This window comes from Metaclostridioides mangenotii (assembly GCF_017873185.1).
Lineage (GTDB): Bacteria > Bacillota > Clostridia > Peptostreptococcales > Peptostreptococcaceae > Metaclostridioides > Metaclostridioides mangenotii.
Genome location: NZ_JAGGJX010000001.1, coordinates 210845 through 229233, shown reverse-complemented (window position 1 = coordinate 229233; position 18389 = coordinate 210845). Strand labels below are relative to the sequence as shown.

General features: G+C 31.3%; 16 protein-coding genes. 5 read left to right on the top strand and 11 right to left on the bottom strand.

The annotated features are described in order from the left end of the window. Positions 1–46 precede the first annotated feature (46 nt). The 9 genes from J2Z43_RS01170 to J2Z43_RS01130 all read right to left on the bottom strand — a co-directional run bounded on the left by J2Z43_RS01170 (position 47) and on the right by J2Z43_RS01130 (position 11192). Positions 47–1255 carry an alanyl-tRNA editing protein gene (locus J2Z43_RS01170; RefSeq protein ID WP_209455481.1) on the bottom strand — a complete coding sequence of 403 codons (1209 nt, stop codon included), beginning with the start codon at positions 1253–1255 and terminating at the stop codon, positions 47–49. A 190-nt stretch (positions 1256–1445) separates the two neighbouring features. Beyond that, positions 1446–2399 (bottom strand): peptide-methionine (S)-S-oxide reductase MsrA, encoded by a 954-nt coding sequence (gene msrA / locus J2Z43_RS01165; protein ID WP_209455480.1) that lies wholly within the window; start codon positions 2397–2399, stop codon positions 1446–1448. A gap of 211 nt (positions 2400–2610) precedes the next feature. Further along, complete coding sequence (locus J2Z43_RS01160; protein ID WP_209455479.1) at positions 2611–3579, bottom strand: ABC transporter ATP-binding protein; 969 nt, start codon at positions 3577–3579, stop codon at positions 2611–2613. A gap of 1 nt (position 3580) precedes the next feature. Then, positions 3581–4567, bottom strand: a complete 987-nt coding sequence (locus J2Z43_RS01155) for an ABC transporter ATP-binding protein (RefSeq protein WP_209455478.1) — start codon at positions 4565–4567, stop codon at positions 3581–3583. Between the two features lie 9 nt (positions 4568–4576). After that, on the bottom strand, positions 4577–5410 hold the full coding sequence (locus tag J2Z43_RS01150; protein ID WP_209455477.1) for an ABC transporter permease: 834 nt from the start codon (positions 5408–5410) through the stop codon (positions 4577–4579). An 11-nt stretch (positions 5411–5421) separates the two neighbouring features. Next, a complete protein-coding gene (locus J2Z43_RS01145; protein WP_209455476.1) occupies positions 5422–6366 on the bottom strand; it encodes an ABC transporter permease in 945 nt (314 codons plus the stop codon). A 197-nt stretch (positions 6367–6563) separates the two neighbouring features. Beyond that, positions 6564–8144, bottom strand: coding sequence for an ABC transporter substrate-binding protein (locus J2Z43_RS01140; RefSeq protein ID WP_209455475.1), 1581 nt, complete (start codon positions 8142–8144; stop codon positions 6564–6566). A gap of 303 nt (positions 8145–8447) precedes the next feature. Then, the gene (locus J2Z43_RS01135) at positions 8448–10025 is read right to left on the bottom strand and encodes an ABC transporter substrate-binding protein (RefSeq protein ID WP_209455474.1); all 1578 of its coding nucleotides are present in this window, start codon (positions 10023–10025) and stop codon (positions 8448–8450) included. A 264-nt stretch (positions 10026–10289) separates the two neighbouring features. Further along, positions 10290–11192, bottom strand: coding sequence for a patatin-like phospholipase family protein (locus J2Z43_RS01130; protein ID WP_209455473.1), 903 nt, complete (start codon positions 11190–11192; stop codon positions 10290–10292). 440 nt (positions 11193–11632) lie between these two features. On the opposite strand from J2Z43_RS01130, the gene J2Z43_RS01125 reads away from it, so the two are divergent. Continuing rightward, positions 11633–14254, top strand: coding sequence for a cation-translocating P-type ATPase (locus tag J2Z43_RS01125; protein ID WP_209455472.1), 2622 nt, complete (start codon positions 11633–11635; stop codon positions 14252–14254). Positions 14255–14478: 224 nt separating this feature from the next. Here the strand turns inward: J2Z43_RS01125 and J2Z43_RS01120 are convergent, their stop codons facing one another. Then, the gene (locus tag J2Z43_RS01120; RefSeq protein WP_209455471.1) at positions 14479–15225 is read right to left on the bottom strand and encodes an ATP-binding protein; all 747 of its coding nucleotides are present in this window, start codon (positions 15223–15225) and stop codon (positions 14479–14481) included. 107 nt (positions 15226–15332) lie between these two features. Between J2Z43_RS01120 and J2Z43_RS01115 the strand changes: the two genes are divergently transcribed. From J2Z43_RS01115 to J2Z43_RS14645, 4 genes are all read left to right on the top strand, one after another. Then, the gene (locus J2Z43_RS01115) at positions 15333–16013 is read left to right on the top strand and encodes a Crp/Fnr family transcriptional regulator (RefSeq protein WP_209455470.1); all 681 of its coding nucleotides are present in this window, start codon (positions 15333–15335) and stop codon (positions 16011–16013) included. Positions 16014–16388: 375 nt separating this feature from the next. Then, complete coding sequence (locus tag J2Z43_RS14655) at positions 16389–16625, top strand: cupin domain-containing protein (RefSeq protein ID WP_327786910.1); 237 nt, start codon at positions 16389–16391, stop codon at positions 16623–16625. Between the two features lie 57 nt (positions 16626–16682). Continuing rightward, positions 16683–16820, top strand: coding sequence for a hypothetical protein (locus tag J2Z43_RS14650; RefSeq protein WP_234925919.1), 138 nt, complete (start codon positions 16683–16685; stop codon positions 16818–16820). 48 nt (positions 16821–16868) lie between these two features. After that, positions 16869–17117 (top strand): helix-turn-helix domain-containing protein, encoded by a 249-nt coding sequence (locus J2Z43_RS14645; protein WP_234925918.1) that lies wholly within the window; start codon positions 16869–16871, stop codon positions 17115–17117. A 215-nt stretch (positions 17118–17332) separates the two neighbouring features. Here the strand turns inward: J2Z43_RS14645 and J2Z43_RS01105 are convergent, their stop codons facing one another. Continuing rightward, on the bottom strand, positions 17333–18040 hold the full coding sequence (locus J2Z43_RS01105; RefSeq protein WP_209455469.1) for a C40 family peptidase: 708 nt from the start codon (positions 18038–18040) through the stop codon (positions 17333–17335). Between the last annotated feature and the right edge of the window lie 349 nt (positions 18041–18389).

The window sequence follows — 18389 nt, the reverse complement described above, 5'->3', positions numbered from 1 at the left end:
TTTGAATAATAGCTGTTTTTATTTTCGTACTAGTTAGTAAGAGCTTTTAAAAAAGTTTTTCTATCTTCATATAGGCATAATCTAACGCTGACCCCACATTTCCATTATTTCTTCCCCCACCTTGAGCAAATGTGTTACTGCCTCCCCCATTTCCATCTATAAGGGTTATGGCGTCTTTTAGTACATTTCCTATATGAACTCTATCTTTAATATCTTCTGAACATGAAAATACTAAATTTGCCTTATCATCAAATTCAACTGCGAATAGGGCTATACTATTTTTATGCTCTGCAACCTTATTGGCTATCTTGCTTATATACTTTATATCCCCGTCTTTATACGATTTCGTGACTACTGAAATACTTCCTATTCTTTTAGACGAATCAATCATATCCCTTAATTCATAATCAGACACAACATCCTCCAGTTTTTTATTTTTAGAAACTGTCTCATCTAATTTTTTATTTAAGTTTGCTATTCCATTTAGCGCATCTTCTTCACTGCAACTTAAATAATTACATATCCTAGTAAGATAACTATCTCTATGTAACATATAATCTACTGCTCTTTTACCTGCTAAAAATTCAACTCGAGTAGCTTTTTTATGTTTTTCAAATCTTTTTATCTTAATAACCCTAAGGTCTCCTGTGCTACTTGGGTGAACACCACAACACGCATTTATATCTAAATCTTCAATCTCGACCACACGTATTTCCTCTTCAGTATTTGGAAGATCTCTTCTAAGCCACATTTTTTTAAGTTCTTTTCTAGAAGGAGTTAAAAAATTTACTTTTAGATTTTCTCTTATCTTTTCATTCGCAAAAAATTCAACCTTTCTAATATCTTCTTCATTTAAATATCCTTCTATATCTACTATGCTTATATTACTTCCTAAATGAAAACTCACTGTATTTGCATTTAAAAGCTTATAAAATGATCCTGACAAAATATGTTGTCCAAAATGTTGCTGCATTCCATCTTCTCTTTTGTCCCAATCTATACTGCACTTAACTTTGTGAAGCTTTATCGGTTTTTCCTCAACAACATGATAGACTTTCCCTTCAACATCGTATACATCTAATACTATGTGTTTTTCTATGTTTCCAGTATCTCCAAACTGACCCCCACCACCTGGGAAAAATGCAGTTTTATCTAATAGTACATGAAATTTTCCGTCTACTTCTTTAATTTCTAAAATTTCCGCGGTAAAGTTTTTTTGATACTGATCTTCGTAGTACAATTTTTGTGTAACCAAAACACCACTCCGTTCTCTATACAATATACAATTAAAAAGAGAAGCAATGCTTCTCTTTTATATACTGATTTATTAAATTTACAAACCAATTATAACACTGAGAATTAATACTTAAATACAGTTTTAATATATTCTACCAAATAGCAAAAAAATTGTATACTATTTAATATCTATCTCAATGTAAATTTTATTAATCTAATAATTTTAGATATTCTCCATAGCCTTCTTTATCCATATCTTCCTTGGCAATAAATCTAAGAGAAGCAGAGTTTATACAATATCTCAGACCTCCAAGTTCTTTTGGTCCATCTTCAAATACGTGTCCAAGGTGAGAATTCGCCTTTGTGCTTCTAACCTCAGTTCTGCACATTCCTTGTGAAAAATCAGCCTTCTCCATTACGCTACTATCCTCTACAGGTCTGGAAAAACTAGGCCAGCCACATCCTGCATCAAATTTATCTTTTGATGAAAATAGCACTTCTCCGCTTACTATATCTACATAGATACCTTCTCTTTCGTTATTGTAGTACTCATTCTCAAAAGGAGCTTCAGTCATATCGTTTTGAGTTACTTCGAATTGCAATAACGTAAGAGATTCTCTAAGCTCTTCTCTATTTACATTATTTCCATCCCAGTAACTCTTAATAAAATTATATCTACCCGAATTCTTAAATTGCATTTTATAGTGTTCTGGTTGTTTTTTATAGTATTCTTGATGATTCTCCTCAGCTTTATAGAACTCTCCAAGGGGTAGTATTTGGGTAACTATCTCTTTATCAAATACACCACTAGTTGCTATTTCCTCTCTAGATTTTAAAGCCATCTCTTGTTGATCTCCATCTTGGTAGAATATAGCTGTTCTGTACTGAGAACCTCTGTCAAAGAATTGACCTCCATCATCTGTCGGATCAATCTGTTTCCAGAATATATTTAAAATATCTCTATAATCCATAATCTCGTCGTCATAAGTTATTTGAACTGCTTCAAAATGACCTGTATTTCCTCCACAAACCTCATCATATGTAGGATTTTCTACTAACCCTCCTGTATATCCTGAAACAACTTTATATACTCCATCGTATTTATCAAACGGCTTTACCATGCACCAAAAACATCCTCCAGCAAAAGTCGCAAGTTTTTTCATAGTTCACCACTCCAATCCATCTGTTTATTATATATATATTCCCTACAATCTCTTAATCTAATCTTTTAGTTTTATTTAGTAGCTTTATCTTACCAAACTACTCCCCCCTTGTAAATTTTAACTTACCACGAGAAAAAGTTTTGTTCTACAGGATTGAAATTTGTGTAGAACAAAACTTTTTATAAAATGTTGTTATAAACTAAAATCTAATCTAATATCTATGACAATAAACTAAATGCTCTTCTCCAAAGGAACTTTCATCTGGCTCTACATTTTTACATTTCTCAGTTGCATACTTACATCTGGTTCTAAATCTACAACCGCTTGGTGGATTTAAGGGACTTGGCAAATCTCCTTCTAATATTTCTTCTTCCAAATCTTTATCAATAGTCTGTATACTGCTAAGAAGTGCCTGTGTATACGGATGTTTTGGATTTTCGTATATATCTTTACTGGTGCCTATTTCAACAATCTTTCCTAAATACATCACACAAACTCTATCGCTAATATGTCTTACCATAGACAGATCATGTGCTATAAATAGATAAGTAATCCCAAACTCTTCTTGCAAATCTTCAAGTAGGTTTATTATTTGAGCTTGAATAGATACATCTAAAGCCGAGATCGGTTCATCACAGAATATAAATTCAGGCTTAACAGCTAATGCTCTAGCAATTCCAATACGCTGTCTCTGACCTCCACTAAATTCATGAGGATATCTGTTTTCATGTTCTTTACTTAATCCGACTTTAACAAGCATCTCACTCACAACACTATCCTTTTCTTCTTTACTCATATCAAAATAAAGATCTAGCGGTTCCTCTACTATTTCTTTGACAGTCATATTTGGATTCAAAGACGCATATGGATCCTGAAATATTGTTTGAACTTTTTTCCTAGCATCTCTAAGCCCTTTTTCACTTTTACCTGCAATATTATCTCCATCAAAAATAATTTCACCATCTGTGACATCGTAAAGTCTTATTAAAGTTCTTCCCAATGTAGACTTACCACATCCGCTTTCTCCAACCAATCCTAGAGTTTCTCCCTTTTTAATATTAAAGCTTACATCGTCGACTGCTTTAACGCTTTTAGTCTCTTTTTTTATTATCCCACTTGTCTGAGTAAAGTATTTTCTCAGGTTTCTAACTTCAAATAAATTTATATTATCTAAATCCATATTACTCAACTCCATCTAATTGCCAGCACATTACACTGTGAGTACCACTCAAGTTTTTTATATCTGGCAGTTTATTCTTACATATTTCTTTTTTCCTATCGCATCTATCATAAAAAGGACATCCGCTACTAGGATTAAGTAGACTTGGAGGAGTTCCCTCTATAGAAGACAACCTTTCTTTTTTAGAATCTCGTCCCTTGGGAATTGACTTTAGAAGACCTATTGTATAAGGATGTTTGGTTTCCTTAAATATTTCTTCTACTGTTCCCTTCTCCATTATCATTCCGCCATACATTACTATCACTCTATCACAGGTATTGTAAACCACACCCAAGTCGTGAGTAATTAAAAGTGTAGAGTTTTCATTTTTATTGTTCAGATCTTTAATAAGCTTCAGAATCTGAGCTTGTATAGTCACATCTAAAGCCGTTGTTGGTTCATCTGCAATAAGTAACTTTGGAGATGAACTAATTGCCATCGCGATACATACTCTTTGCCTCATACCTCCGCTAAATTCATGAGGATAATTATCATATCTTACCTTAGGATCAGGTATTCCTACCATACCTAAAATATCCATAGCCATATTTTTAGCTTCTATCTTACCTACTTTTTGATGTCTAATTATTATCTCAGTCATTTGTATACCTACTTTTATAAGTGGATTTAATGCTGTCATAGAATCCTGAAATACCATTGATATCTCGTTTCCTCTAATATTTCTCATCTGTTTCTCACTTAAACGCATAAGGTCTACATTATTAAATAAAATTTCTCCAGATTTAATATATCCTGGATTTTCAATAAGTCTCATAATAGATTTTGAAGTTATGCTCTTTCCGCTTCCACTTTCTCCAACTAATCCTACAATTTCATTTTTATATACATCAAAACTTACATCTCTAACCGCTTCTACTTCTCCTCTTTTAGTGCTAAAAGAGGTTTTTAAGTTTTTTATATCTAATATTTTATCTTTTTTATTATTCAATTTAATCACCTATCTCTCATTAGCCTTAGCTTCAAAAACAGATCTCAATGTGTCGCCTATCAGGTTAAAGCTAAGAACTGTTAATAGTATGAATAGCCCTGGAAACAATGCCATGTGTGGAGCATCCGCTAAAAATCCCTGAGCGTCTTTTAACATACTTCCCCAAGATGAATTAGGCTGTTGTACTCCTAAACCTAAGAAACTCAAAGAAGATTCCATAAGTACAGAGTTGGCTATATTTATACTAGCTGCAACAATTACAGTAGGAAGGATACTCGGGATTATGTGTTTAGTTATTATCTTCATAGGTCTTTGCCCTAAACTTTTAGCGTAAAGAACATACTCCCTCTCCTTGATAGATAATGTTTCAGATCTAACTACTCTTGCAACGCTCATCCATCCTAAAAGACCAATTACTAGTATTATATTTTTTATACTCGATCCAAAAAATGAATTTATAACAAGTATCAAGAAAAATGTTGGTATACTCATTAGTACATCTAAGCATCTTGTAATAATTGCATCTACTCTTCCACCGAAATATCCACTTACAGCTCCTACAAGGGTTCCAACTGACGTAGAAATAAGCATAGATAAGAATCCAACAGTAAGCGATACTCTTCCACCGTACAGTGTTCTAGTAAAGTAATCTCTACCCATATTATCTGTACCAAAAATATTAGTCTTATTTGGGGATAATAGTCTCTCCGTAATATTTATTTTATTTGGATCAAACGGGCTTAGAAATGCAAGGATTGAAGCTAAACAAAATACAAAAATTACTATAAAGGCTATCATCGCCAATTTGTTTCCTTTTAAATTATCTTTTAATCTCTCTAACATTTTTCTACCCCCTACTGCTTAATTCTTGGATCTACAAGTTGATAAAGTATATCTGCAATCAGATTTCCCACTATAAGCATCAGGGATGAAATAATTGTTATGCCCATTACTACAGGATAATCGTATCCAAATATAGAGCTAACTCCTAACTGTCCCATACCAGGCCACCCAAAAATCGTCTCAGTTATAAACGCGCCTGTTACAAGTTGTGGTAAAGCCATTGCCATAATAGTAATTACTGGAAGCAATGTATTTTTAAGTACATGATTAAAAAGAACTTCCACAGTCGATGATCCATACGCCCTTTGAGTAAGTACATAGTCTTCTCTAAGCTGACTTATAGTGCTTGATCTTATATATCTAGTAAATACACATAAATTGTAATACGCTAAAACTATTGTTGGCATTATCATGTGTTTTATCAAATCCGAAATAGTATTTACTCCTGCTGTTCTCATTCCTATACTCGGAAGCCAATTAAATTTTACCGAAAAAGTATAAATAAGTATCATTGCAAACCAAAAGCTTGGTATAGAAATTCCTACATATGAAATTACGTTTAGAACATTGTCTACAAGTGAGTTCTTTTTGTACCCTGAAATTAACCCTAGAGGAATTGCAATAACTATAGAAATAATTAAAGCTCCAACTGTTATAAGCAATGTGTTTGGAATTCTCTCGGCTATCATACTAACTACTGGTCTATGTGTAACCATAGAGTAACCTAAATCTCCCTTTAAGGTGTTAACTAACCATTTGAAATACTGAACTAATATCGGTTGATCAAGTCCCATATTATGTCTTACTTTTTCTATATCTACCGCACTCATTTGAGGAGTTATATATGCTTGAAGTGGATCTCCTGGAGCTAAATGCATAAGTGTAAAAGTCAGTATCGATATAAAAAAAAGCATCGGTATAATACTTATAGCTCTTTTAATAATTTTATCCTTCATACTATCCTCCTATTTTGATATTTTTGTATCATTGATATTTTGGCTATTTCTGTTGATGTCTAAAATCTCTTATAAAATGACATCTGACAAAAGTGATTGAGCGATCGATTTTATAATGGTATTAACTGCATGTAAACATTACATACAAATTTAATACATCACTACAAACAATCAATCGCCCATTTTTTAGACTGTTTCTATTTTAATTTAAGTTCATTTACATCTCTAAACATGTATATTGGAGCTGGTGTAGCTTCTTTTGCCCCATCATACTTTTTATCAAGTGCAACTATAGATTTTGAATAAGCTATTGGATAAAGTACCATATCATCAGCTAAAGTTTGTTGAATTCCCTTATAAATTTCATCCCTTTTTGTTTTATCTGTTTCTTTTAAAGCAGCTGTAAATTTATCATCCAGACTTTTATTTTCATATCCACCATAATTGCTCATATTTCCCGATATAAATAATGGAGCGTAATCATTAGGCTCATTTCCCATTACATATCCATTTAATCCAAGATCAAAATCTATAGAAGATGGATTGTTTAGTTTTGCAAAATATGCGCTCTTTTCCATAGGTTTTAATTCAACATCTATTCCTATTTCTTTAAGATTACTTTGTACGACTAAAGCCGTTGTTTCCAACTGGCTCTTATGAGTTCCAAATGCTATTGTAAGTTTTAAATCCTTAATACCTGCATTTTTTAGTAACTCTTTTGCCTTATCTTTATTTTGTTCATATTTTTCTACATCATCACTATAACCCATTACATTCGGTGCAAAAAGAGAATGTGCTTTGTCTGCAAATTCATCAGACTTGTATGATGCTTTTATAAGCTCTTCTTTATTTAAAGCATATGCAATCGCCTGTCTAACTTCCTTTTTCTTTAAATTATCATTTTTTTGTTGGAAAAATATTATATTGTCTACCATTCCTTCATCGTAAGTTATTATATCTACATTGTCCTTCGACTTAACATTTTCAACTTCATCTGGAGTTACATATTTAGCATTTACCTCTCCATTTTGAAGCGCTACATTTGCAGAGTTTGAATCTGCTATAATTCTATAGTTTACCGTATCTATGTTTGCCTTTTTTCCGTAGTACTCATCAAATTTTTCTAGAGTTATAAGCTCTCCTGATTTGTATTCTTTAAATTTATAAGCACCATTTCCTATTGGATTAGCATTTTTCTCGCTCTTTGAAAGATCTTTTTCACCTTCATAAATATGTTTTGCTATAGGTCTTATCTTCCCAATAGCACTTTCCATAGCTGAAGATACTTCAGGTAAAATAAATTCTATAGTAGTATCGTCTTTTTTCTTAATTACTACTGGTTTCCCGTCGATTATAAAAGAATCTGTATTAAGTGAATTTTGATTTTTATCTAGTATACTGTCCATTGTAAATATAATATCGTCAGCTGTCAGAGGTTTTCCATCATGCCACTTTAAATCCTTTTTAAGTTTAACAGTGTATGTTAAGAAGTCATCTGAAGCCTCAATACTATCAGCTAAATAAAATACTTTTTCACCATTATCATCTATAAAATACAATGGATTAAACATTGAATTCATTACTGTTATCGATACTCTATCATTAGCATACAGCGGGTTAAAGTTTATAGCATCTCCCCCAGCTGCAAATACTATAGATTGAGTTTGAGCCGAGTTTTCGCCTTTTGATTCATTTACTTCTCCTTTTGATGAGCATCCTGCGGTAACCAACATTGCTCCAACAATACCCACTGCTAAAATTCGTTTTGTAAATTTCATAAAATACCCCTAACTTATTAAACATCTTCGGTTTAATAAAATAATTTATTTTTATATAATATTGCGTTGACTATCAAAATGATAATCGATGTTCTTTATCTATATTATCATTTTGATAGTAAAAGTCAATAATTATTTCTTGCAAAATAAATAATTATAAGTTAAGAGTCTTGAAACTGCTCTATTTTAACCAAATTATCTTTTGGTACAAAACATACTTTATAAGACTTGTTCTATAAAACTTTTTAAAATTTATTTAAAATCATAAATCGATAATTTAGTTTATTTTAAAAAATTTTTACTTTATTTTAATTTTAATTCATTTAGATCTCTAAACATATATATTGGAGCAGGATTTGCTTCCTTAGCTCCATCGTATTTTTTATCTAAAGCAACTATCGATTTTGTATATGCAATTGGATAGAGAACCATATCATCTACAACAATTTGTTGAATCTCTTTATAAATTTCATTTCTCTTTACTTCATCCATCTCTTTTAAAGCATTTGCAAACTTCTCATCGATATTCGGATTATCATATCCTGCAGGATTATTTTCTCCATCCTTAATAAATAGTGATGAATAATCTGCTGGTTCTTTTCCCATTACATATCCATTTATAGCTAAATCAAAATCCGCTGTAGAAGGCTCGTATATTTTTGAGTAATACGAACTCTTTTCCATAGGTTTTAACTCTACATCTATGCCTATTTCTTTTAAATTACTTTGAATTACTAAAGCAGTAGCTTCTTGAGAACTTTTATGTGTACTAAATGCAAGTCTTAACTTTAGATTTTTTACCCCTGCATTTTTAAGTAATCCCTTAGCCTTTTCCTTATCTTGATTGTATTTTTCTACATCGTCACTGTAACCCATAGCATTTGAAGCAAATAGAGAGTATGCTTTATCTGCATATTCTTCCGACTTATACGTAGCTTTTATTAGCTCTTCTTTATTTAATCCATATGCAATTGCTTGTCTCACTTCCTTTTTCTTAAGTGCATCATTTGACTGTTGCATAAATATTAAGTTATCGACCATTCCCTCATCATATGTAACTATATTTACATTTCCCTTAGATTTTACTTCCTCAACTTGATCAGGATCTACGTATTTAGCATTTACCTCTCCATTTTGCAGAGCTACATTTGCTGAATTAGAATCAGCTATTATCCTATAGTTTACAGTATCTAAATTAGCTTTTTTTCCATAAAAATCATCAAATCTTTCTAGAGTTATAAGTTCACCTGATTTATACTCCTTAAACTTATATGATCCATTTCCAACAGGATTCATATTTTTCTCACTTTTAGATATATCTTTTTCACCTTCATAAATATGTTTAGGTATAGGTCTAATATCTCCAATTACACTTTCAATAGAAGAAGATACATCTGGCAATACAAACTCGACAGTAGAATCATCTACCTTTTTAGCTTGAATTGATTTTCCATCAATCATAAATGAGTCTGTATAAAGTGAATTTTGATTTTTATCACAGATAGCTTCAACCGTAAACACTATATCATCCGCTGTTAGCGCTTTCCCATCGTGCCATTTTAAATCATCCTTCAACTTAACAGTATATGTAAGAAAATCATCAGAAGTCTTTATACTATCTGCCAAATAAAAATCCTTTGCACCGCTATCATTTATAACGTAAAGAGGATTAAATATTGCATTCATAACAGTCATAGACACCCTATCATTAGCATAAAGCGGATTAAAGTTCATAGCATCACCGCCTGCCACAAAGGTTATAGAAGATGGAGCCTTTCCATTTGATGAGCCCCCTTGTCCTTCATTTTTTGAAGAACATCCTGATGTAACGAGCATTGCACCTACTAAACCGAGTGTTAAAATCCTTTTTTTAAATCTCATAGTACCCTCCTACTTAAACATAAGTTCATATTTTATTTGAATATAGAAATTTCTAGAATTTAAAGTAAGTAGTTATCTATTAATAATTTAATTTTCTATTTTTTTCTACATTCAACCATATAATATCACACAATATTACCTATCTATAATAGATTTTTTTTATACGCAAAATAGAAGTATAGTCTATTTAAATAGGAGAAAATACACAATTTGAACACTTTATAATGTATTAACTATATTTAAAAATAACTATACTTCTTAAATTTACTGCCACTTCATACCAAGCCAGCTTAACACATGCTCTATATTATAATTTTCACCTAAAGAATTTAAATAAGGTAGTGAAGCACAGTCATCCATTGGAATATTTTTCCCTAATTTGGGATCTAACCTATAGTAGTTATCCTTTAATAACTTCTGAGAAAAATACTGGCTTACCAATGAATTTCCCGCTAAAGTTATAGATAAAATAGGTAAACTAGGATCTTTATTTACCATCCAATCAATAGCACCCCAAGTCGTAGTATCATCTGATATACTATTGTGTTCAAATCCTGTACCAATAGACAACAATCTTATATCGTCTAGCCTTACTTCCATACAAGAATCTAAGGCATAAACAATACATGCCAAACTTGGATCAGCTGCAATTATTCCTCCGTCGATATGTCGATTATACGCTGGAAAAAAAACTGGTGCTGCACTGCTAGCAAGAGCGACATCTACTACATTGAATTCAGATGTCAAAGAATTTGGTAAGTTATTATAAAAAATAGGCCTCCAAGGCTCATTCCTATCACCTATATACAAAGATGGTATTAAAACCATCTTTTCTAAATCTCTAAGCTTCAAATCCTCAGGGAATATTCTAAGTAAAACTTCTTTCAAATTGTCATTATCGTACTTTGGTCTCAGCATCTCTGAGTGCTTATCTCCAAATATAAATTTAGAATTTTCAATAGAATACAGTTCTTTAATTTCTATAGGACTAACTCCATACGCTAGACCTAGGGCAATTAAGCTTCCAGTAGATGTCCCCCCAATTAGATCTGTATTTTTAAGTACATCATCTCTTCTATCCAGAATTTTTACAAAAATATCAATGCTAAGAGCTCCCCTAATTCCTCCACCATCAAAAGTCAATATATTAAAATTTGAAGTCTCCATAAAATCCTCCTATACAACGTAAAAGTTAAACTCATAATATATATATTTTTTATATTCTAAAAATATACAACAGCACTATTAATAGATAACTATTCGTGTTTTCCAAAATCTTCTTGCTTCTATTGTTTTTTGGTATAAGATCGCATATCCTATACCCTTTCAAGTATGTATTAATTATACTTAGTGGATAATAAATTTCGAGCTGTATCAAGTCTATCTATGTTTAAAAATCTGAAAACCAAAGTTTAAATAAAATATGACAGTATATTAAATAAATATAAGGATGATAATATTTAGAGATTGCTCATTTTAAAATAATTGTTAAAAAAATATTGTAAGAGCAGATGACTTTTAATACTATTAGACAAAAATATTTTTAAAATATACTTTTTATGCTATCTTATTCACACCAAAAATAAAATTTTTAGGAGGTAGAATTTATGATATGGTTTACTGAAGATATTGTCAATATTATAAAAAAGATAAACACAAATATTCAACAGGGACTGACCCAATCAGAAGCAGAAGATAGACTTATACTTTATGGAGAAAATCAATTTAGAGAAGAAAAAAATGAAACAATTCTTCAAAAAATCGGCCACCATTTAGTAGAGATTACCACCATTATACTATTGATTGCAGCAGGGATTTCTGCTTATATGGCAATTACCCTAGGGTATGGATGGCCGAAAGTATTTGTCATTTTATCTATTATTGTTTTAAATATCATTCTTGGTGTTTCACAAGAAAACAAAGCTGAAAAGTCTTTAGACGCCCTAAAAAACATGAATGCTAATTATACTACGGTAATTAGAGACGGCCTTAAAAGTAAAATCTATTCCACAAAACTGGTTGTAGGAGACATTATAGAACTTAACGCTGGTGATATGATACCCGCTGATGCAAGACTAATTGAAAGCAATTCTTTACTCGTTGAGGAGTCCGCACTTACTGGTGAAAGTATTCCAGTTGAAAAAGATACAAATTCACAAATATCAAAAGATGCCCCTCTGGGTGATCGTCTAAATATGTTATATTCTGGCTGCCTTATTGCAAACGGACGTGCAAAAGCCGTTGTTGTCGAAACTGGGATGAATACAGAAATGGGTAAAATTGCCGACTTGCTTAATAACACTTCAAAACTCATTACTCCGTTGCAGATACGCTTAAGACAACTGGCAAAACGATTGAGCATTGTCGCATTACTTGCGGGAATCTTAATATTTTTGGTTGGTGTATATATTCATGGTGAAACTTTAGTCGATATGTTGCTTATAGCCATTTCTCTTTCAGTAGCGGCAGTGCCTGAAACTCTCCCTGTAATTGTAACTATTATACTGGCTTACGGAGTTCAGAATATGGTTAAGAAAAATACTATTATCCGTCAGATTTCCGCAGTAGAAACCATTGGTAATACATCTGTTATTTGCTCCGATAAAACAGGCACGTTAACTCAAAATAAAATGATTATTCGACAAATATGGCACGTTAACTCTGAACCTAATTATGCAAGCCAACCATTTACAAACGAAGAATCTTCATTGCTGGAAATGCTTGCTGCTTGTACTAATGCAACGATTGAAACAGATAACGGTGAAGAGAAAATAATTGGTGACCCTACCGAAGTTTCCATAATTCGTCTCTTACTAGACATAGGTATTAAAAAATCAGAGGTGGAACAGAAATATCCACGTGTTTATGAATTACCGTTTGATTCAAATAGAAAATTAATGACAACAATTCATCAGGTAGATGATGGTTTCCTAGCAATTACAAAAGGTGCTTTTGACCGTATTCCAGTGCATTTTAACGAAGATTTATTGCAAAGAACTACAAAAGTGCATGATTCTTTTGCAGAACAAGCATTAAGAGTAATCGCCATAGGATATAAAAAATACAATACTATGCCAGCCGATTTGAATGCAGAAAGTTTAGAACATGACCTTACATTTCTTGGATTGGTAGGTATGATTGACCCTCCACGTCCTGAAAGTAAACAAGCGGTATATGATGCGAAAGCAGCTGGAATTAAAACGGTAATGATTACCGGAGATCATGTAGTTACCGCATCAGCAATTGCGAAAGAAATTGGTATTATGAACGATGGAGATCGCTCTTTAACAGGTTCTGAACTTTCACAAATGAGTGAAGGTGAACTAAAAAATCAAGTTAAAGATATTTCTGTTTATGCACGAGTTAGTCCTGAAGATAAGATTAGGATCGTTCAGGCTTGGCAATCCCATGGTGAAGTAATTACCATGACAGGTGATGGCGTAAACGATGCACCTGCGTTAAAGGCTGCAGATGTAGGAGCAGCAATGGGGATTACCGGTACAGATGTATCCAAAAATGCAGCTGATATGGTTATAACTGATGATAATTTTGCGACAATTGTAGATGCAGTCAGTGAAGGTAGAACTGCATATGATAATATCCGTAAAACCGTTTCATTCTTGCTCAGTGTTAATTTTGCAGAAATTCTCATTATGTTGATTGGGATTATTGTTGGATGGGGTCCTCCTGTAATTGCAATTCAGCTTCTTCTTATAAATGTTGTATCAGATGGAATTCCCGGTTTCTTTTTAAGTGTAGAGAAACCAGATAAAGACATAATGACAAGAAAACCTTTGAAGAAAAATTCAGGAATTTTTACTGCTGGTTTAGGTAAAACAATTGCACAAAGAATGATAATTTTCGTTATTATTACTCTTACTGGATTTTACATCGGTCAATTTGTTAAAATTAGTAATTCTACACTTCCAAGTTATGAAGTAGGAATGACAATGGCTTTTATCATTCTATCATGGTCATCAGTTCTCAATATTTTTAACGTAAGGAGTAATGAGTCTATTTTCAAAATTGGATTTTTATCTAATAAACCACTATTTTATGCTACAATATTCTCTATATTGTTTAGTGCTTTTATTGTACTTTTTAAACCATTAGCAAATATCTTCCAACTTGTACCAATTAGTTATATACATTGGATGCTTGCAATTGCTTTATCAATGGTACAACTAATTTTCGTAGAAATACAAAAATTTATTCAAAGCCGCAGTTAAAGATTCTAAAACTTATATATTTGAGAAATTTTAAAATAAATAAATCTTTAAAATATAAATAATTAGAAATTTATCTAAATATTAAATCACAAAAATGGTTGGAAATTAATTTCCAACCATTTTTGGAGTTTTCAGAAAACCATTCCACATCAATTATTATCCGAAATTATATATTTTATAAAATTAACATCTATTATTGACTTCTAATCCACTAACTCTATATTTTATAATTCATCTATTATTTTACCATCAGTAGATATAGTAACCACCTTCCAAGGAATAACTTTTCCACTGTTTTGTAATGCCTTTTTAACTGCGTTTGTAATACCACTACAACAAGGGACTTCCATACGAGTAACTACTAAGCTTTTTATATCATTTAATTTTAATATCTCTGTAAGTTTATTTGCATAATCTACTTCATCTAGCTTAGGACAACCTATTAAAGTAACCTTATTTTTCATAAATTTGTTGTGGAAGCTTCCATAAGCATAAGCTGTACAATCTGCAGCTACTAATAAATTAGCTCCATTAAAATACGGCGCATTTACTGGAACTAACTTTATTTGAACTGGCCATTGATTTAAGCTAGACTTAACTTCTCTATATTCCATTACATCATCTAAAGTATTATCACTATTAGGTAAGTCTTTTTCAGTTGTTCTATCTATACTCTTAGCCATCGATCCAGGACATCCGCATCCCATAGTCTCTTGATTTTTAACTTCTTCTTTAGCTTTAGCATTTGCTAAAACTGCTTCTTCATCATAGGGAAGGGCTTCTCTTTCTTCAAATGAAAGCGCATCCATTGGACATGCAGGCATACAGTGACCTAAGCCATCACAATAGTCATCTCTTAAGAGCGTTGCTTTTCCATCTATTATTGCCATTGCATTTTCATGACATGCATCAATACATAGTCCACATCCATTACATTTATCTTTATCTATTTTTATAATTGTTCTAATCATAATTTTATTCTCCTTTTTTAGTTCTCACATTATTTTTAACTTTTTATTAATCTAACTTGTGTTTATGTATATATTATAGTATAATAAAATCAAAATTTCGGTTGCATATGCAACAAGGATGTGATTTTATAAAAAAATATTTAGAAATCCTAAAAACTGTATCTTTATTTACAGGTTTATATGATAGTGAACTAATTGAAATGCTAAATTGCCTAGGCGCTAACAAACAAAACTACGAAAAAGATAGTATAGTAATCTCTGTTGGTAATAGAATTTCATCAGTAGGCATAGTCTTATCTGGTTGCGCAAATATAATAAAAGAAGATATTAACGGCAACAGAAACATTATCTCCGAGCTGAAAGCAGGTGACTTATTCGCTGAGGTATTTGCTTGCTCTGGAGCTCCAAGTTCGATATCAGTTACAACTCAGACTAATTGTGAAGTTCTATTTGTAGAATTCGAAAAAGTTATAAATACATGTTCATCAACATGCAAGTTTAATTCTAGACTAATTGAGAATATGTTAAAGTTAATCGCTTTTAAAAATATACAACTTCACGATAAGATTGATATCCTATCTAAAAGAAGTACAAGAGAAAAACTTATGGAGTACTTTTATAAACAGGTTGATCAAAATAACAACCACAAATTCAAAATACCATTTTCTAGAAATGAAATGGCAGATTTTCTATGTGTCGACAGAAGTTCACTTTCAAGAGAACTTGGTAAAATGAGAGATGAAGGAATTATCAATTTTAATAAAAACAGCTTTGAAGTAATTATTTAACACTTCAAAGCTGTTTTTCATTACCTTAATTAATTCTTTGTATTATTATATATAATTATTTTCAATCTTCAAATCAAGTTATAATGTGGCTCTAACCACTATTCCCCACCCTCTTTGCCAACCCACTACCTATACAAGACATTATCAATAGTCTCCTCTCCAAAAATTATTATAAGAAATAAATCTAATCAAAGATACCTGTTTATATTAATTTCTAATAAAAATGTTGACCATAGGTCAGATCTATGGTTTATACTTAACCTTATTAAGGAGGGATTCTATGGAACTTGAATATATGACTATTGGGAAATTTGCTCAATTAATGAAAGTATAAAGCAGTCTATGCAGATCTAATATGTATACTTAGCCAATATTTTGTTGTGGCATTGGCATAAGGAACTACAATTTTCGTATTGCCTTTATGATAAGGTAATCTTTTTTATTGAAAACCAGGAAATATCTTTAGAAGCTGGAGAAGGAATTATGGTAAATTCCAATGTACTTCATCAAGTTAAGCCATCTGACAATAATAATTGTATGATGTTTTCCATTGTCTTCAATCCAACTTTAATTGGAGGTACTCAACAGTCACTTATTGAAAAAAATACTTAAATCTAATCATTGAAATCCTTAAATGAAATCTTTTCCTTGTCGAATGAAGAACAATATGTGTTCGAATTAGAAATGAGAAATTGTCTATGTAGTCTTTGGCTAAATTTAGTTAGAGAAGTGAAAGAAGAAATTAAAGACGCTGAGCCCACAGTCCCAGTCCCATATGATGAAGAACGTGTAAAGCTGTCTATTTAATATATACACAGATATTACGCAAATAATATTCAATTAGAAAATATCGCAATGGCAGCTAGTATTAGTAAAAGTGAATGCTGTCGCAGTTTTAAGAGGATTTTAAGAGTGACTCCTTTCGAATATTTAATGGAATATAGAATTTTAAAAGCATCAGAACTACTATTGAAGAGTAAAAAATCTATTTCTATCATTGCTTTTGATGTAGGCTTTAATGGAACAAGTTATTTTGGAAAAGTATTTAAGAGACATATGAATTGTACACCTTCTGAATATAGAGATAAATATAGTGTAAAATAGTATCAGAGTTTAATACTATTTTACACTACAATCTCTTTATACTCTTTTGTAAATAGAAAAGGAAATTATTTTAGAAAATTCTTTTAAGGAATTTATAGCTAAATTTGATATACTTTATGTAAAAATCTATCCCTGGATATCCTGGTAATTTATACGAATCATTTATCTTGGATTTTCTAAACTTTTAAAAAAATATATTACATCTTTAAAGCTATTTATGGTCTTCTAGCACCTCTATAAGTTTTTTGGTAATAAGATGATGATAAATTAGATTTTTTAACTCCATCCCTGGCATTTGATGCATGAATAAACTCATCATTGCCTACATAAATACCAACATGGCTTACTCTACCTTTACCCATAGTATCAAAGAATACTAAGTCGCCAGGTTTTAAATTTTCTTTATCAATAGCTTGTCCAGTTTTACTTTGTTCATAAGATACCCTAGGTATGTCTTTTCCTAGAGCATTTTTATAAATGTATCTAGTTAATCCAGAGCAATCAAATGAGTCTGGACCGTTAGCACCCCATACATATTTTTTCCCTATTTGCGCTTCTAATAGCTTTATAGCATCATTCATTTTAGTTGATGCTGTAGATTCTGATGTTGTAGACGCAGCACTCGAGATATTTGTATTATTAGCAATATCATTGTTACTTAAGTTATTAATATGTGCTACATCTAATTTTACACTATTTAAATAACCAGTAAGTGTAGTCAACATAAGTAATTTACTTATTTCACCAATACCGCTACAAGAACATCCATCATTACTTCCAACTAGAGTATTTAATGTTTCATCAAGTATGTTATTAAATGAATTTGAGTTTGACTTAGAATACATTGAATTTCTATTATTTTCATTAACTCTACTTATATTATTTAAAAGAGTGGTTGCTACTATTTGATTTATATCGCTCATATGTACAGCTCCATTTCTGATTTTTTTATGATTTTAAGTCGGTTTATATATTAATTAAAAAAATTATTCGAATTGAACTTTTCTTAAAGTTCCTTTATCTTTTTAATTTAGTATAAATTTGTTATTTAATCCCATTATATTATCTTTTGTAAGGATATGCAATTTTTTAACATAATATTTGAATTATAACAACTAAGTCAAAATTATATTGTTCCTATATTGCTGTGTTTGGATATATCAATGCAAAGATTACTAAGTAAATCAAGACTAGTTTAACCTTACTACACATCTTAAAAAATTAATCAATTCTATCAGAATGGTTGTTTATTCTGCACTCGTGTGTATCGAG

Excerpts from the sequence above, each read along its gene's own strand:
- msrA (WP_209455480.1), bottom strand. The coding sequence starts at position 2,399 with ATGAAAAAACTTGCGACTTTTGCTGGAGGATGTTTTTGGTGCATGGTA.
- J2Z43_RS14645 (WP_234925918.1), top strand. The coding sequence starts at position 16,869 with ATGGCAGCTAGTATTAGTAAAAGTGAATGCTGTCGCAGTTTTAAGAGG.
- J2Z43_RS01145 (WP_209455476.1), bottom strand. The coding sequence starts at position 6,366 with ATGAAGGATAAAATTATTAAAAGAGCTATAAGTATTATACCGATGCTT.
- J2Z43_RS01160 (WP_209455479.1), bottom strand. The coding sequence starts at position 3,579 with ATGGATTTAGATAATATAAATTTATTTGAAGTTAGAAACCTGAGAAAA.
- J2Z43_RS01135 (WP_209455474.1), bottom strand. The coding sequence starts at position 10,025 with ATGAGATTTAAAAAAAGGATTTTAACACTCGGTTTAGTAGGTGCAATG.
- J2Z43_RS01115 (WP_209455470.1), top strand. The coding sequence starts at position 15,333 with ATGCAACAAGGATGTGATTTTATAAAAAAATATTTAGAAATCCTAAAA.
- J2Z43_RS01130 (WP_209455473.1), bottom strand. The coding sequence starts at position 11,192 with ATGGAGACTTCAAATTTTAATATATTGACTTTTGATGGTGGAGGAATT.
- J2Z43_RS01150 (WP_209455477.1), bottom strand. The coding sequence starts at position 5,410 with ATGTTAGAGAGATTAAAAGATAATTTAAAAGGAAACAAATTGGCGATG.
- J2Z43_RS01125 (WP_209455472.1), top strand. The coding sequence starts at position 11,633 with ATGATATGGTTTACTGAAGATATTGTCAATATTATAAAAAAGATAAAC.
- J2Z43_RS01105 (WP_209455469.1), bottom strand. The coding sequence starts at position 18,040 with ATGAGCGATATAAATCAAATAGTAGCAACCACTCTTTTAAATAATATA.
- J2Z43_RS01140 (WP_209455475.1), bottom strand. The coding sequence starts at position 8,144 with ATGAAATTTACAAAACGAATTTTAGCAGTGGGTATTGTTGGAGCAATG.
- J2Z43_RS01120 (WP_209455471.1), bottom strand. The coding sequence starts at position 15,225 with ATGATTAGAACAATTATAAAAATAGATAAAGATAAATGTAATGGATGT.